Here is a 17,364-nt window from a genome sequence, read left to right on the forward strand (position 1 = left end):
CTTAACTATAATTAATATATTAATTAGAATTAGTTTGTAAAAATAAAGTAAAGATTAATACATCTTTTCTTGAATATTGGAAGAAACCTATTTTATATTTTTTCTTATGATCTTTTAGAGATATATTTTAAATAATTAAGTATATTCTTTATTTTAAATAAATTAAAAGCTATCATGTATCCTTAATTTATTAATCGTATCACTGAAATTGATTAAATTTAAGTATTTCTCTTAATAGATAGTACCAGTATTTAGATTTACTAATTATCAATTCATCTTAGTTTTAGTATATTAATGGGGTACTATCTATTTGTAATAGATCATGAAGATTATAAACTGCAATTAGCGTAAGTAAACGCTCGCTTGCTCCGGTAATAAAAATTTGAGGTATACGTGTATTTTGTAAATAAACTAACATAGCTAATCCGGCTGAATCTACGCGTACTAATCCACTTAAATCTAAAGTTTGCTTACCATGAAGCATGGTATATCTATTATTCCAAAATATCATAAGAGAATTTCTATCAAGAATACCAATAAGTTTAAGTGTTTTTTCTTCGCTACTCCATATAAGGGCATAGGGAAGTGACATTACTTTTGTTCTATTGTAATAGACTGTTGCGCAGAAGAGATGAGTTGTTGGGTCAATCCGGTAATACCATATATACGTAAAATAGATGCCCACTCGTTATGCTTAGTGATAATCATACTAACACCTTCCACTATCATATCAAATGCTTGCCAATTTCCTGTTTGACTATTCTTGCGCCATTGAAAATCCATACGCACGGGAAAGCTACCCTTAGGATCAATGATAGTAACGCGAATAGGAACTATAGTTACATCATAACTTATAGTACGTTCAGAAGCAATATTATATTCTTGTCCATGATACATAGCTAAAGCTTGAGCATATGCCTGTTCTAAACAGCATTGAAAAGCTTTAAAAAAAACCTCACGCTGTAAAGAAGTAGCATTATTATAGTACTGACCTAAAACTAAAGCACCTGCATATTTTATTTGTATATAAGGCATTAGCTCCTCATGTACAATGGTTCGTAGATAATTGGGATCCTGCTTAATTTTAGACTGTTCTATTTTTAGACGATTAAAAATATGCTTAGCCGCAGTATCCATCAGCTTGTAAGGATTAGTTGGATCTACTTTGGCATTTGCTAGTGTTATAACCATAAAGAATACAAGCAGAAATGCTACTATAAACATATATCTAAACATCAATAACCCTTAAATTAGTATACTACCAAAACTTTAAATGGTATAGTCTTAAACTAAGTATATTTTTTATTAGCATCATAACTGATGCTTTTATATAACAGCTGACCAATTAAATCTTCCAAAATTATAGCTGATTTAGTATTCTGAATCTCATCTCCATTTTTAAGGATAGATGTTCCCATATTAGGGTCATCAAAACCTACGTTTAATGCTATAAATTGTTCACCTAATAAACCTGAAGTACAAATAGTTAATGAGCTTGTATCAGGAATTTGGTTATATTGTTCATTTATATCTATCGCTACGCGTGGTAAATAAGATTGTGTAGTAAGTGTAATATTAGCCACTCGTCCTATGACTACACCACCAATTTTAATAGGAGATCTTGCTTTTAACCCCCCAATATTATCAAAACTTGCATAAATACGGTAAGTAGGCTCGTTTCTTAGAGATTGAACATTAGCAACTTGAAAGCATAGAAATACAAACGCACATAATGCGATAAACATGAATATACCAACCCATATTTCACTTTTTTTTATATGCATTACATCAATTTCCAAACATTAGTTCTGTTAATACAAAATCTAATCCTAAAATAGCTAGAGAAGAATGTACTACGGTGCGCATAGTGGCGTCATTAATCCCTTCAGAAGTAGGTATTGCATCATATCCATTTAATAAGGCAATCCATATAATTATAATCGCAAAAATTACGCTCTTAATCATACAATTAATAAAATCAGTATAAAAATCTACTGAATGCTGCATTGCAGACCAGAATAATCCACTATCAACCCCTCTCCAATCAATACCAACCATAGATCCACCACAAATACCCAATGCAATAAAAACTACTGTTAATAAAGGCATACTTATAATACACGCCCAAAAGCGAGGAGCAATAATACGGCGTAATGGATCTACTCCCATCATTTCCATACTAGAAATTTGTTCTGTAGCTTTCATTAAACCAATTTCTGCAGTTACCGTAGAACCAGCTCGACCAGCAAAAATTAAAGAAGTAACAACGGGGCCAAGCTCTCGTAGAAGTGATAGTGCTATCATCATACCTAAACTAGCCTCAGCACTATAAGTAGTTAAAATTAAATAACCCTGTAAACTAAGTACCATACCAATAAGCCATCCAGAAACCATAATAATTAGCAAAGACTGCACGCCAACATTATATAACTGTTTGCATAGTAATGGCCATTGTTTAGCAAATTCAGGCTTGCCTATTAAAGCATTAAACATTATAAAACCAGAACGCTTAAAAAAGACATACAATCTTATTCCTAAACGTCCAAAAGATACTAATGATTTTAATAATATACGATTATTTTTATCAGATTCTAATCGCGATATTCCAAGGGTTGCATTCCGATAGTCATCAGCAGGATATCGGAATGACATAGGCCCATCCGCAATTCCATCTAGAAACTGCCTTACTCGCGTATCAATATTATTTTGTAGTTCTTTAGAATTACCGTGCGTAATAACACGTTGATCTGCTAGAATATATGCATAATCGGCAATGCTCAACACTTCTGATACATCATGCGATACCAATATACAGGTAATACCTAAAGAATGATTTAATTCTTCAATTAGTTTTACAAGAATTCCCATAGTTATAGGATCTTGCCCAACAAATGGTTCATCAAAAAGAATCATTTCGGGATCAAGCGCAATAGCCCGTGCTAAAGCAGCACGTCGTGCCATTCCTCCAGATAACTCATACGGCATTAAATTAGCTGCACCACGCAAACCTACTGCTTCAAGCTTCATTAAAACTATAGTACGAATCAAATATTCAGGTAGATGTGTATGCTCGCGCAGCGGAAATGCTACATTGTCACTTACTGTTAAATCAGTAAACAGAGCACCTGATTGAAATAATATACTCATTTTTTTACGAACTTCAAATAATTGATATCTAGAAAGTGATGGAATATCATACCCATCAAACCATATTTTACCTTTGTCCGGAAGAATTTGACCACTAATTAAACGTAATAAAGTCGTTTTTCCAATTCCAGATGGACCCATAATAGCGGTAATTTTACCTCTAGGTACGGTCATATTTATATCAGTAAAAATTTGACGGTTACCACAACTAAAACTCATATCTTTAATTTCTATTAAATTAGTTGCCTGTTGATGCATAAGCCATGCTCTCTTAGTCATCATTATGCCAATGATATTTTTTAGCGATCCTGCTGGATCTTATGATTTGCAATAGTTCTTCAACTATACTATATAGATTCATGCGATATATTATTATTTTTTTTTAAATATGCAAATTTAACTCTGTAATAGTATTTTACAAGATATAAATAATCTTTCATACTCTAAGGAAATTAAAATTTGATAAGATTATATCTTTATATAATATAATAATTTCAGTATAAATCTTATTTTGATATTCTTAAAATAAGTAAGTTAAATACTATTTTAAATTAATAATTAAGGTAGTTATTGAATATATGTATCAATACTATTATTTAATATAAATATTTTTAGCAGATGATATGATCAAATATCTATATTTAGTATATAAGGATTTTCCTTATAAGAAAAATTTAAATCTAGTATTTAATCCTGAGTTTATTATTTATAATGTAATGAATATATGGGATGTTTTCTAAAATATAACTAAATTACTGGGTTAGTAAGTGCGTAATAACTATTTTTAAACTACATAATACTTTATCTTTTATGACAAAAACTTTTAATTGTATAATTAATCATAAATAATATAACAAACCATGTACTTCGATCTTTATATTAGTTCAGTAATGATATTCTAAATAAATATAACTATATTGAAATTATTAAATATTGTTAATATGACTACATAATAAAACATATTAACCTAATATTAATTCATATAATGTACATTTACTAAATAATATATATTTATGTTATAATAACAGCCATTTAAAATAGAAACTTATTCTATCATTTTATAATAAATAATACTGTATTAACAATAATACCCCTACATATTATAGATACTAATAATGTTTAAATACTTTGAACAGCTAATAATCTAATAAAGAAGTTAATAAGTATAAAAATACTACCACTCAATAATTAAAAACAGTAATTTTCTAACTGAAATAATATTCTGAAAAATTTAATTAATTCTACATTACTATAAGTAACGTAGATAGAAAATACCTAGAAAGCAGTTCAAGAGAGGATAATAACATTAATATTTTATTACTATACGATAGTATAGAAATCTTCTATAAAATATTTTTGCACCAAAATATACACTCTCTAATTAACTTTTATATAACTAAAATTATTAATTAGTCGATTACTAACGACGTCTTAGTGACTGGTGCTGCTGACTGATTTGTTGCTGCGTGACCACCAGCTCCAACTTTACTATGTATATCTATATCAAAATATTGTAGATACTTTTTACGAGGAACGTAAGATATATATGTATTATCCGCAGGTACTTTAGTAATAGGAGCTGTGGCTATTTTCTGATTTTTATCTGTAACTACCCTAATAAATTCATCATTAGTAATCAAGGGTTTATTAATAGCCTCTAGATTATGTTTTTTAAAAACAATAGTCTCTGATTTAATAGTTTGTATCCCTTCCTTGTTAATAACTACTGCTTTTAATTTATTTTTTGACACAAAAAAACTGTTCATATCTTCTTTTATAATTGCAGCTGAAGTAACTTCTGCGCTAACAGTAATTGGATCTTTTTCCTTATGTTGATTAATAGCTATTTTTTTAAATTTTGTATTTTTATTTAAAGATGATTTTAGCTTTTTTTTATTATCTTCTAATAATGACTCAGCTAGAGAGGAAACTCCTGATAACAATGCAACAGATGTGGGTATCATAGAATTTACTACCGATTGGATAATTATTGGCTCAATAACTGGCGCAACTGAACAAGTATTCATGATAGATGATTTTACTGTAATATTTTTAGAAATATATGAACAATCATTTTTTGTCTGAAGTTTTTTAATAATTGATGGTTTCTTTTCTACTTCAGTAGATAACTTTTGAACTACTGGATAACTAATCCATACTTTACCCAATGCCATCTCAAGAGATGCAGCAGCAAGTTTTAGCTGTATAGGAGATTTAGCAGGGTACAATTCTTCTCGATAACGACGACGACGTTGAGCACTAACACGTAGATGGCGTGGTGAGCGACGAGAACGACGTAGTGCACTTTTTTGGTATTGACGATTGTAATAGCAATTTTCTTCTTTATGATTCTGTGGCTGTATATCATCACCCGGAGCAACTCTTTTAATTTTTGTAATATTAAATTTATCAACAATTAATGATTCCGGTAATGTTACAACTGTAAGAGTATCTTCATTTTTAACTTCATTTTTAAGGTGTACTTTGTTCATTACATGACGTTGATTATAACGAGTTATATACTTATTATTTTTACATTTATTTTTTTCTACTTCAGTATTTATATGTCTATCATTATTTGCTGCATACTTTATTTCCCGCTGGAAATCATGCTTACTTTCATCTTCATGATGAATATTCTGATGATCATTATCATGTAATGTACAGAGCGATATCTTATGATTTCTCTGTACATTAGTTAGAACACTGAAATCAATTTCATTATTAGTTGATTGATCTGAGTAGTAATTATTACTACATTGATCTGTAGAATTACTATTAGATTTATTGTAATGATTTAAATAACTACTATTATTATCATGATATTGATTATTATCAAATTCTTGATCATAAAGATGCGGCTCTTTTAATGGTATTATAGATTTTGTTATTATTGTTTGTTCTTTTTCTGAACCTGTAAATATATTTTTTATTGCAGAAAAAATACGTCTAATCAAACTAGATCCTGAAGAAGTATGAGACGATTTTTTTACTATAGGAGCTACGTTATCTTCTGCTAATGCTGCTGAAACATCTAAAGAAAAAGTAGCTAGCGCTGGTTGTTCAGGACGTTTACGCTCAAACATAAGATCTTCTTCAGTATTAAGGGTATCAGCTTCATGTAACTGAGGAAGTAAATAGCTGAGTGTGCTAGTTACCTCACCATGACGTACACGAACTACAGAATAGTGTGGTGTTTGCATTTGATAGTGTGGTACTACAATAATCTTTACGCCGTCTTGACGTTTTTCAATAACGCTTACTGAATCACGCTTTTCATTAAGTAAATACGAAGCCACTGGAATAGGAACTATAGCGTGGACTTCATTGGTATTTTCTTTAAGAGCTTCTTCTTCAATAAGACGAAGAATAGAAAGCGATAAAGACTCGTTATCACGTACAGTACCGGTACCACTACAGCGTGGACAAACATGGTGGCTAGATTCTCCTAATGAAGGACTAAGACGCTGACGAGACATCTCTAATAAACCAAAACGAGAAATTCTACCAATTTGAATACGAGCGCGGTCCTGCCTAACAGCATCTCGTAAACGATTTTCAACTTCGCGTTGATGGCGTACTGTAGTCATATCAATAAAATCAACCACAATTAATCCCCCTAAATCTCGTAAACGTAATTGACGAGCAATTTCGTCAGCAGCTTCAAGATTAGTATTAAGCGCTGTTTCTTCAATATCTACTCCACGCGTTGCGCGAGCAGAATTAATATCTATAGCTATTAAGGCTTCAGTAGAATCAACTACAATAGAACCACCAGAGTTTAAACGCACTTCACGTTGAAAAGCAGACTCAATTTGAGATTCTATTTGATATTTACTAAATAGAGGAACTTCACCAGTATAAAGTTTAATTCTATTATTAAAATCAGGACGCCCAAGTGCAGCAATATGTTTTTTGGCTAACCCTAGAATTTTAGGGTTATCAATTAATATTTCACCAATATCAGGGCGCAGATAATCACGAAATGCACGCACAATAACATTGCTTTCTTGATGAATTAAGAACGGTGCAGATCGTCCTTCAGCAGCTTTTTGAATAGCTTCCCAATGTTTTAGGCGAAATGACAAATCCCATTGTAATTCTTCAGTAGATTTACCAATTCCAGCAGTACGAACAATTAGTCCCATACCATCAGGAAGTTTCAGATAAGATAGTGATTCTTTTAATTCTATACGGTCATTACCTTCAATACGACGAGAAATACCACCAGCACGGGGATTATTAGGCATTAATACTAAGTAGCTACCAGCTAAACTAATAAAAGTTGTTAATGCTGCACCTTTAGTACCACGCTCTTCCTTATCAATCTGAACAATAACTTCTTGATATTCGCGTAAGACATCTCTAATATTTAGGCGTCCAGAAGATAAGTGATTGCTAGATAAATATTCTTGGGATATTTCTTTTAGAGGGAGAAAACCATGTCTCTCGACACCATAATCCACAAAAGCAGCTTCTAAACTTGGTTCGATACGGATAATTTTTCCTTTATAAATATTTGATTTTTTTTGTTCGTGACCTAGGCTTTCAATATCTAGATCGTATAAACGCTGTCCATCTACAAGAGCAACACGCAACTCTTCCTGTTGAGTTGCGTTGATCAACATTCTTTTCATCTTAAACTTACTCATTTTGTATTGGCAATTAAGCTGCGGGGTAAACTAACATACTAACCAAGAAAAGGTCAGGGGGGAGCCATGAGACTTATCGTAAAGTCATTAACTTAATAATTATTGCTTGCATATGGATACATATTTCAGCAAAATTATGTTAATTAGCGTAAAATTATCCTTATAAAGGATAATACTATTTATTAGTAGATCTTATATAAAAGATCAAGACTCCTGTTTGTATGTTTTATATTGTACTTATACCCATACCTAGCTCATTACCTGATTAGTAATATTTCTTATAATATTGTTATATTTCTAGATATTTAATAAACGTTAGATTATATCTATATTTTTATATTTTGAGATTAACAACGTAAATATTTATTATTATTTTATTATAAAAATATGGATTATAAAATTACTGTTTAGTTATTTAGATATATTTATAACCTGACAATTAAATTTTCTAATTATATTATTATATAATAATATATTAATGTAACATTATTTAAATAACTCTAATAAGATAAAAACATAAAATAACCTTTATTTTTATATAATATTTAATATTTATAATACTCTTATAAAGAGTATATTTTATTCTAATATTTTATAAAAATTATCTTGATTAGTTAATTTAAATTTAATTTTTTTAGAAAAATATTTCTTTATTTGCTTCTATATGATTTAACCATACACTATTAGTCATTATATTTAAAAATAGTATTTTATTTTTTTAAATTTTTAGCTATATTAGTCCTGGTAAATACATATCTGCTAATAGATTAATGTATTAATTAAGATAAATGTAGAATATAAGATAACATACTAGAGCAGTAACAGTATGTTGAATAGAGCACAAAGAATTATGATTTAAAATCATATTTATATCACTATTTATTACAAATAGTCTTACTTAAATATAAAGCAGTACGTTAATAATATATACAAATTAATTACACCTACAAGTTAATATACAATCAATACTCTAATATAGAATTAATACTCTAGTTAATTATTTATACTATAACATCAAAGCAACTATAATTACTTCACAAATCATCACTTATATTTAAATAATTTTAGTACATATTCTAAATATTAGAAAAATATTTTTATATAAATATTAAAACTTATTTTATGAGTTAACCTATTAGATTTTATAGTATTTAATATAATTCCATCTAATTAATCACTATATATTGTTTGTATTAAGCAAGATACATACACCACATTTTATAATTATTTTAAATAATATAAATTATAACTAATATGTCACTACCAAGATAATACACAATATAACCTCACTACTTAATCTTTAATATGTAATTTAATAATATTAAAATTTATAGTATTATAAATAGGTTTTATCTAATGTAATAAAACATAATAATAATATATAATTTTATAAAATTAAAATAGTGTATATTTTTAATAATCTTAATATATTTTTTATAAAAATTATGGTATAGTATAAAGCTGCATTTGTTACATAACTTGTATAAGAAATTATATTAAATAGTTTAAGGTATAAAACTTTTATAAATAAAATAGTTAACTTTTAAATTTAAAATACAAATCTTAACTTCTTATTTCGCATTTAATATGTATATATAGAAAATATACTTAATTCAGTTAATATTTTATATTAAACATAAGTTATGATTATACTTAAATAATAAATTAAGAAACTTTTATTAGTATAAGGGATATAAATAAAATTCTAACAACTATATAGAAAATTAACTTGTTACATATTTCATTAATAACTAATTAAAAAGTTTAATATACAAATTTATTATATAAAATAATAGCATATATATATCCCTATTAAATATAATTTTAATTAGTATTAAAACAGAAAAAAAACATAAATACTCAATATTTAGCTATTCTTACAAATATAATTATCAGAGACAAGGATGCATTACATGATATTAAATAAATTTAATTACTTTATAAAATACAGTAGTATTAGTAGAGCATTAAGACTGTAGATGTAAAATAATAATTTAATCTATATGTAAATTTTATAAAATTTTATAGATAGTACATTTTAATATAATACGATTATAACTTCATATTTAACTCTAGTTGCATTAAAAAATATTAGATAATATTGAATAAATGTATAAAAATTTTTATTTTCCTATCTAACTAATTATATATTATATAATTTTTTCTTTTAATAAATACTATAGGATAGAAAACATACTATTATTATAGTAGGTCTTATATACTTACTTATAACTATATAAACTGATATCATCATATAACAATAAGTATCATCATGAAACTTAACGTAATACATCCATGAGCACTGATAAACTCTTCATAAATTTTTATTATATCAATGTACTCTTACTTATCTCATGGTATTACATCTCATGTTTATACTTATACTTGTTTATATAAAATATATTTAATATACTTTATTATAGTTAATATCTTTATCTCTTTACAGTATCTAGATTTTGCCTAATAAGGCAACTTAAAGTAATATATTATTTATTAAACAATAATACAAAATTAATTAGATAGTTCATAACTTTTATTACTTTTATGTATAATGATCTTTGTAGATATATAAATAAAATAATTACTTTACAATACACTATTAATTTAATAAATAATTATTGTTTGTACTAATGATATCAAAAAATTAAGTTACTTTTTCCAATATTTATATTTGAACAGTGAATTATAGATTAAATCTATATTATATCAATATTATTAATATATAATATCATAATACAAAATTAAAGAATTTTATTTACTTATGTGCTATAACAACTTACTAACATAGTATGTTGATATTTTTAATTAGTAGAATAAAGATATTTTTTATAATTAAACTAGTTATAAATTCTTATCCTAGAATATTTCCTAATTCTGTATGTAAGGCAGTGATAGATTGAGTACCATCTAATTTAATATATTTTGTATTACCTTTCGCAGCTTCTTCTTTATAGTAACCTATAAGTGGATGAGTTTGTATTCGATATTCAGCTAGACGATGACGTATAATATCTTCTTGGTCATCTTGACGAGTAACTAAATCCTCCCCGGTAATATTATCTTTTCCTTCCTCTTTAGGAGGATTAAATTTAATATGGTAAACACGGCCAGAGCCATAATGCACTCGACGACCAGCAATACGTTCAAAGAGAAGTGTATAAGGAGTATTGAACTCTAATACAAAATCTATTGTAATATTTGCTGCTTTTAGTGAATGAGCTTGAAATAAAGTCCTAGGAAACCCATCTAGCAAAAAACCATTCTTGCAGTCTTTTTGGAAAATACGCTGTTTAACTAAACAAATAACTAATTCATCAGCAACGAGCATACCAGTATTTAATATATCTTTTGATTTTTTATTTAATGCAATATTAGTGTTGACAGCAGCGCGCAGCATATCTCCTGTAGATATTTTGGGAATATTATACCTCTCCATAATAAACTGCGCTTGAGTACCCTTACCAGAGCCAGGAGCAGCAAGTAAAATAATACGCATTAAGCACACTCTCTTAAATTTTTATAATAAAATTAAAAGATATTATCTCTTGTGTTTTCATGTTTATTTTCAAATTGAAATAATACCTTTAAGTAACTTTAAGAAAATAATAAATATTTACCCTTTTATATAGCTAACTACTTATATAAATAAATTATTATAAGTGCATACTATAAGTAATTATTTTAAGATAATTTATCAATCAACTTAATATATTTATATATTACTACTGCTAGTAGATGCTAAAAAATATATAGCATTAATATTTAGTGATATTTATTATATTTATTTAATATTAATTAATATATTATATTATAAACTTAATATTTTATTTTGAAAATACTTATTTTTTACAATAGATGGTAAATATTTAATAAACTCTAATATTAACATAAATTTTTTAATATTAAAATCAATACAAATCTTAGTTCATGTGTAACATGAGGTGTTTTATTATATTGTTATTTTGATTATCCTATGTTATATAAAGTAATACCTATGCTATAGACACCTTCTAGTAATTAGCTTGATTTAATTTATTTTGCATTTAATTTTACTTTATTAATACAGTCATTACTTAAATAGATTTTTATCTAAAATAATTAATTATTTTATAATTATCTTACTATATTTTCTATATTTTTTTAATTTAAAGTATACATTTTCATTACTATAATGCAGATTAATATCTTTTTATAGTCGTAATAACCCAAAAGATAAATTTATATAAAATATTCTTTAAGTATAGAATAGTAGTAGTAAATAAAATAACTTGATATAATAAAATTATGTATATATTCTATATCTCAGAAAAAGTTGTTTTTTATTTATGCTATACCTCTAGAAATATTTATTTATAATATTATAGCTAAATTATTATTTAAATAGTAACTCAAAAATAATTTTATAGTTCTTATTGAGATATTATCAGGAAATTTCTTAATAAGAAAGACCTTATAAAGGTAAATACATTTTACTATTTAATATAAATAAAACTCAAATATATTATCTATGTTTTATATAACTTCATAAACATGACAGTAAAAATATCTTCTTTAATTTATAGAAAATATATACGGACTATAATATTTAATATAAAAATAAAATACATAACATTGACAGTAAAATAACTTTATAAAAATAATAGAAAAACTATATAGTAAGTTATATGCGATTTAAAATCTAAAAAATTTTTTATATAATTATTGAATTCTATTTATTAAGGTTGCCATCTATAATTGCTAGTGTTATAAACACTGCTATGTTGTTAACATATACTATTAAATCAATTTTACTACTTGATTGCTCACGAAGCAAAACGGCAAAATATGTATTTTAATACCCATGATTGCGCTGTACTTAGGATTAATCTTATTGTTATAATTATAACTTCTTAATATTTACAACATCCTATTTCTAGAGTGTTATATAACGTTCTTTTTTTAATCCAGTAAATAAAGTATACAGTAATATTTTTAGATTTATATTCATCTTAGTTATAGTAATAATCAATTGATATTTTTTAGGAAAGATAACTAGTATTGGTTAATATTCTCTGAATATCTATTAATTAATAGTTAACTAAATGTTATAATACTGCTATTTCAATTTTAAAACTTTATTAGAGTTTACACTATATAGATAAAATCTATAGAATCAGAGTATGGTATTATCATAGTGCATTTTAAATATACATTACTATATACCACTAATACTAGTATATCTGTATCTTTAGATATCACTTTTAATATAATTATAATATAATAACAAAATCAATACTCTTATTTTATAATTATAGAAAATAGAATGTTTAGTCTAACATACTTATTACTTACTTTTTGTATTGTTTTATTTAAAATATAAAATTATGATGTTATCATCTGATTATAAATTAATAAAAATTAAAATTACTAATATATATGAAAATTATCAATTCTCTTAATTACTTACATTTCTGATGCTATTAATAATATTATTATTGTAATAAGATTTTACCTTTAGTTTTTTATCCCTAATAAATAATCTAACTAAACCTTTAAATAAAAAAATATATAAATCCTATTAAATTAATTATAAAATTACAAAAATATTATTATATAGCACTTTTTAACCTAAAAACCGATGAACTTTTTAAATAAATTAAGAATTTCAGTATTATTAATATTGTCACGATATATAATTGAAATAAGGATTCCTAAATGATTAACCACTAAGTACGGTTTATAGCGACTAAATATTTTTTATTGTACCATTATACATAATATTAGTTATCAAAATATGCTCCCGTATTTATTAAAATACTCAGTAATATAAATCATAATTTGTTTGATTTTTATAGCATATCTATTATATTAGTCTTTAAGTCCGTACAATAAAATTGCAAAGAAAAAATACTCTTTATAAATAGTATCTAATAAAGAGTTGGATAAGGCATATCAGTTATTAAATTTTATTTATTTTATTTAATGTGTAATTGAATTACATTATACTCACTAAAAATACGGTTATATATATTTTATATTCTTAAACTACACTAGTAATAATAAATTTTAATTAGTCTTTAAATAAAAATCTCTATTATACATTTGAGTAATTTGAAGGATGTAAATTTTAAGAAAATAACTTAGATAATTACAATACACTACTATTTTTTAATTAAATCTGATATATAAGTACTGATCTAAAAGTGACACTTATAAATTTTATTTTACTTTGATTTTATAGTTATTTATAACTACATAATCTTTAGAATTTTTATGATTAGTACTGTTTTAATTCCAATCACGTTTAGTTATTACTACGCTTTAAGCTACGTGAATATATTTTATACTTAAATAATAACTAAATGATTAATAATACATACATTGTTTGTTTTATTACCCTGCGTAATAGATAGACTTTACTTATAAATGCATAAAAATAAAATTGTTTTTTAGAAATTACTATACAACAACAAAAATTGTAAACATAATATCTATATTATTCTACGGAAGTTAATTACCATCGTAGTTTTAAAATTATGAGGTAAGTAATGTGCCTCTTTCTAAACTAGTGTTTATCGATAGTGGTTATTTTTTACCTAAATATACTTTAGTTTTAGGTATAAATATTGAGTAAAAGATGCACAAAATTTTTTTTAGCACACTCATAAAATTATTAATATAACCTTTATCCTATAAAATGGAAGATATATAGTATATTGCAAGTGTATATTTTAGCTATTTTACTGACATGTCTCATCAGAATCTATTAAGTAATAAAATTACTGTATAGTGGTAATTTAAATACTACAGTAAATAATATTTTAGATAGTAAATATATTATATTTATCAGACATTACTCGTCATAGATAGTTTATCTAGTAAGCTGCAGCTTACCATTATAATATACTAAAGTTCTAATTTTTATTAAATATTTTTTGCACAAATATTCAGTTTACTTTATTAAGATAGAATAACTTATTAAAAATCATATTATCTTTATTGAAATAACTAGTCAAAATAAAATATTAAATAATTGTACCACGCATAAATAATTATTATACTTTAAGATTTTTAATATCTATTTAAAGTTTATTTATTAGTAATAAATAAGGTTATTTTAGATTAAAAGTATCATTACTTTGAATATTTTAATTATTAATAAACATCTTGTTGATAACGGCGATTAATACGTAGCTCATTTAAAAATTTATTGGATTGTTTAATATTCATACCACCATGTTTAACTAATATTTCCAGTAACGTATATTCAACTTCTTTAGCCATACGGTTAGCATCTCCGCAGACATAAATATATGCACCATTTTTAATCCAGTGCCATAATTCACCCCCCTGCTTACGCATTTTATCTTGAACATAAATTTTATATACCTGATCTTGTGACCAAGCTAAATCTATACGTGATAATATCCCCTTTTTTATATAATACTGCCATTCCATCTGATAAAGGTAATCCTCAGTAAAATGTGGATTACCAAAGAACAGCCAATTTAACCCTGTGGCCCCTTCTGCAGCACGTTGTTGGATAAAAGATCGGAACGGTGCAACACCAGTGCCAGGACCAATCATAATAATAGGAGCTTGTGGATTTGAAGGGAGACGGAAATTATTGTTGTATTGAATAAATATTCGCAATTTACTATTTTCTTTTAAACGAGTAGATAAATACCCAGAAGCACCACCTGTACGGGTATGTCCATTTATATTATATTTTACGACTCCCACTGTAATATGAACTTCTTTACCAACCTTTGCTTGAGAAGAAGATATGGAATAAAAGCGTGGAGTAAGGGGTAATAACAGTGATAGTAACTGTTCGACACTTAAGTTAGTAGGAGCTTGTCGGATCATATCTGGAAAAGGAGTTCTCTTTGTATATTCCAGTAAATTTTTTTTATTAGACAATAAAGTAATAAGATGCTTATCATTTGATAACTTAGCGTATTTTTCTACTATTATAGTATTGTTTTGCATTAATTCAAAATGATCACTTAATGCTTTATGTAGCGTAATATTCTTCCCTTGAATTGTAACTATTTCATTTCCAGTATGTAATAATAATCCTAGAATCTCTTTCACTAGCTCTAAATCGTTGTGGTACCATACACCCAATGCATCACCCGGTTGATAACAAAGACCAGATTCACCCAGATCTATTTCAATATGATGTATATTTTTATTAGAATAATGTCCAGTAATTTTTTGATTAAGTAAAAGAGTTGCAGTCAGTGGATGTTCTTTACTATAGCGCATTGTAGTATTTTGAACAAAGTTTCTACAAACACTATCTAATAACTTATTTATTGTATTAGCTTGTGAAAAACGTTTTTTTAAAATTTCAATGATATTCCTGGTCCATACTTGTCTTATATTTTTAAAATTAACATTATTACCCTCATATTTTAATAAACGTTCATCTCCTAGTACACCCAATTTGGCATCAAGATCTATTCCAGTTTGAAAAAATTTTTCATAAAATATACCAGTACTTAAACTAAATATTACAAATGCAATATCTGTTAGCTGTGGTACCTTATTTGAGAATGAATACTCATAAAAATCTATAATTTCCTTTAGAAGATTGTTTTTTCTCTGTGTAGAGACAACTAATAAAAAAAACTTTTCTTGTATAATTGTTTTAAATTTATAAGAACAAACATTAACTAATTTAACTATAAAGATTGCAGATGTGAGAATGTTATATAAATATTCAATTATATGGTATGTATTACCAGTATGTGATGCTGCATCCACCGTTATGGAAACATAAGAAATTATTGAAATATCTGATTGTTGAATAATCATGTCCCATAAATATCCAAAAATATAAGCAAGATTATCTGATAATAATTCGTAAATATCTAAATGAAGCTTAATTAATTTCTCTGCTGTTAATGGCAACATAAAAGGAGTTAAAAGATAAACAGTCATTACTAAGTTTTCCTTGCGCAATGATCCCCTGAAATACTTAAATGATAATTAAACTTAACTATTAAAATCGCGGCAGATTCTATTATTAATTAGTGCAGTATTGTAAAATTACTTAGTTAGATAACGAATATATTAACAAGTAATGAGATAATAAAATAATTCTAATTTAGAATATACCCTTATAATAATTATTATATTTAGTGTAATATTATATATGTTATCGATGTTATCGGTAATATACTATTATTTATCATAATAAATTAAGTAAATAATATATTAGTATTATAATTATATTTATTAAATATAATTATATAAAACAAAGTTTTAGTTAATAACATTATTCCATTTAATACATAATTAATAACATCTTGATATATTATCTTAATGGGGTATTAAATTTTATATAGATAATTGTTATACTACATTTAGTTATAATTATAATGTTTTTAACAAGTGTATATTATTAATTAATATACAAAATGAGTGGTTATTGCTATTTCTCTCTTGATTAGAAAAAGTGAGTAACAATAAATCCTAATTATTACCTAATTATATATTTTAAATTACATAGAAACTTAATATTAATCTCTAATAAATATATTTTATGTTAAGTTGATTAGTAGTAGGTATAAAATAT

Annotated in this window: 7 protein-coding genes and 1 pseudogene; all 8 read right to left on the reverse strand. The window is 25.7% G+C overall.

Annotated elements, in window-relative coordinates; all coding sequences use genetic code 11:
- Positions 1-283: 283 nt before the first annotated feature.
- The 8 genes and pseudogenes from mlaB to cysJ all read right to left on the reverse strand — a co-directional run bounded on the left by mlaB (position 284) and on the right by cysJ (position 16,727).
- On the reverse strand, positions 284-592 hold the full coding sequence (gene mlaB, locus K0T98_RS02015; RefSeq protein ID WP_225639204.1) for a lipid asymmetry maintenance protein MlaB: 309 nt from the start codon (positions 590-592) through the stop codon (positions 284-286).
- Entirely contained in the window at positions 592-1,236 is a 645-nt protein-coding gene (gene mlaC / locus K0T98_RS02020) for a phospholipid-binding protein MlaC (protein WP_225639205.1), read from the reverse strand. Before mlaC ends, mlaB begins: the two co-directional genes overlap by 1 nt.
- Positions 1,237-1,289: 53 nt before the next feature.
- The gene (mlaD, locus tag K0T98_RS02025; protein ID WP_225639206.1) at positions 1,290-1,784 is read right to left on the reverse strand and encodes an outer membrane lipid asymmetry maintenance protein MlaD; all 495 of its coding nucleotides are present in this window, start codon (positions 1,782-1,784) and stop codon (positions 1,290-1,292) included.
- 4 nt (positions 1,785-1,788) lie between these two features.
- Positions 1,789-2,571 carry a lipid asymmetry maintenance ABC transporter permease subunit MlaE gene (gene mlaE / locus K0T98_RS02030; protein WP_225639673.1) on the reverse strand — a complete coding sequence of 261 codons (783 nt, stop codon included), beginning with the start codon at positions 2,569-2,571 and terminating at the stop codon, positions 1,789-1,791.
- A 30-nt stretch (positions 2,572-2,601) separates the two neighbouring features.
- Positions 2,602-3,405 (reverse strand): annotated as a pseudogene (gene mlaF / locus K0T98_RS02035) (phospholipid ABC transporter ATP-binding protein MlaF); the annotation flags it as partial.
- Positions 3,406-4,556: 1,151 nt separating this feature from the next.
- Positions 4,557-7,784 carry a ribonuclease E gene (gene rne / locus K0T98_RS02040; RefSeq protein ID WP_225639207.1) on the reverse strand — a complete coding sequence of 1,076 codons (3,228 nt, stop codon included), beginning with the start codon at positions 7,782-7,784 and terminating at the stop codon, positions 4,557-4,559.
- 2,866 nt (positions 7,785-10,650) lie between these two features.
- Positions 10,651-11,295, reverse strand: a complete 645-nt coding sequence (gene adk, locus K0T98_RS02045) for an adenylate kinase (RefSeq protein WP_225639208.1) — start codon at positions 11,293-11,295, stop codon at positions 10,651-10,653.
- Positions 11,296-14,933: 3,638 nt separating this feature from the next.
- Entirely contained in the window at positions 14,934-16,727 is a 1,794-nt protein-coding gene (gene cysJ / locus K0T98_RS02050; RefSeq protein WP_225639674.1) for an NADPH-dependent assimilatory sulfite reductase flavoprotein subunit, read from the reverse strand.
- Between the last annotated feature and the right edge of the window lie 637 nt (positions 16,728-17,364).

This window comes from Candidatus Profftia sp. (ex Adelges kitamiensis) (genome assembly GCF_020342455.1).
In the GTDB taxonomy this organism is placed as follows: Bacteria; Pseudomonadota; Gammaproteobacteria; order Enterobacterales; family Enterobacteriaceae; genus Profftia.

Excerpts from the sequence above, each read along its gene's own strand:
- mlaB (WP_225639204.1), bottom strand. The coding sequence starts at position 592 with ATGTCACTTCCCTATGCCCTTATATGGAGTAGCGAAGAAAAAACACTT.
- mlaC (WP_225639205.1), bottom strand. The coding sequence starts at position 1,236 with ATGTTTAGATATATGTTTATAGTAGCATTTCTGCTTGTATTCTTTATG.
- mlaD (WP_225639206.1), bottom strand. The coding sequence starts at position 1,784 with ATGCATATAAAAAAAAGTGAAATATGGGTTGGTATATTCATGTTTATC.
- rne (WP_225639207.1), bottom strand. The coding sequence starts at position 7,784 with ATGAAAAGAATGTTGATCAACGCAACTCAACAGGAAGAGTTGCGTGTT.
- adk (WP_225639208.1), bottom strand. The coding sequence starts at position 11,295 with ATGCGTATTATTTTACTTGCTGCTCCTGGCTCTGGTAAGGGTACTCAA.
- cysJ (WP_225639674.1), bottom strand. The coding sequence starts at position 16,727 with ATGACTGTTTATCTTTTAACTCCTTTTATGTTGCCATTAACAGCAGAG.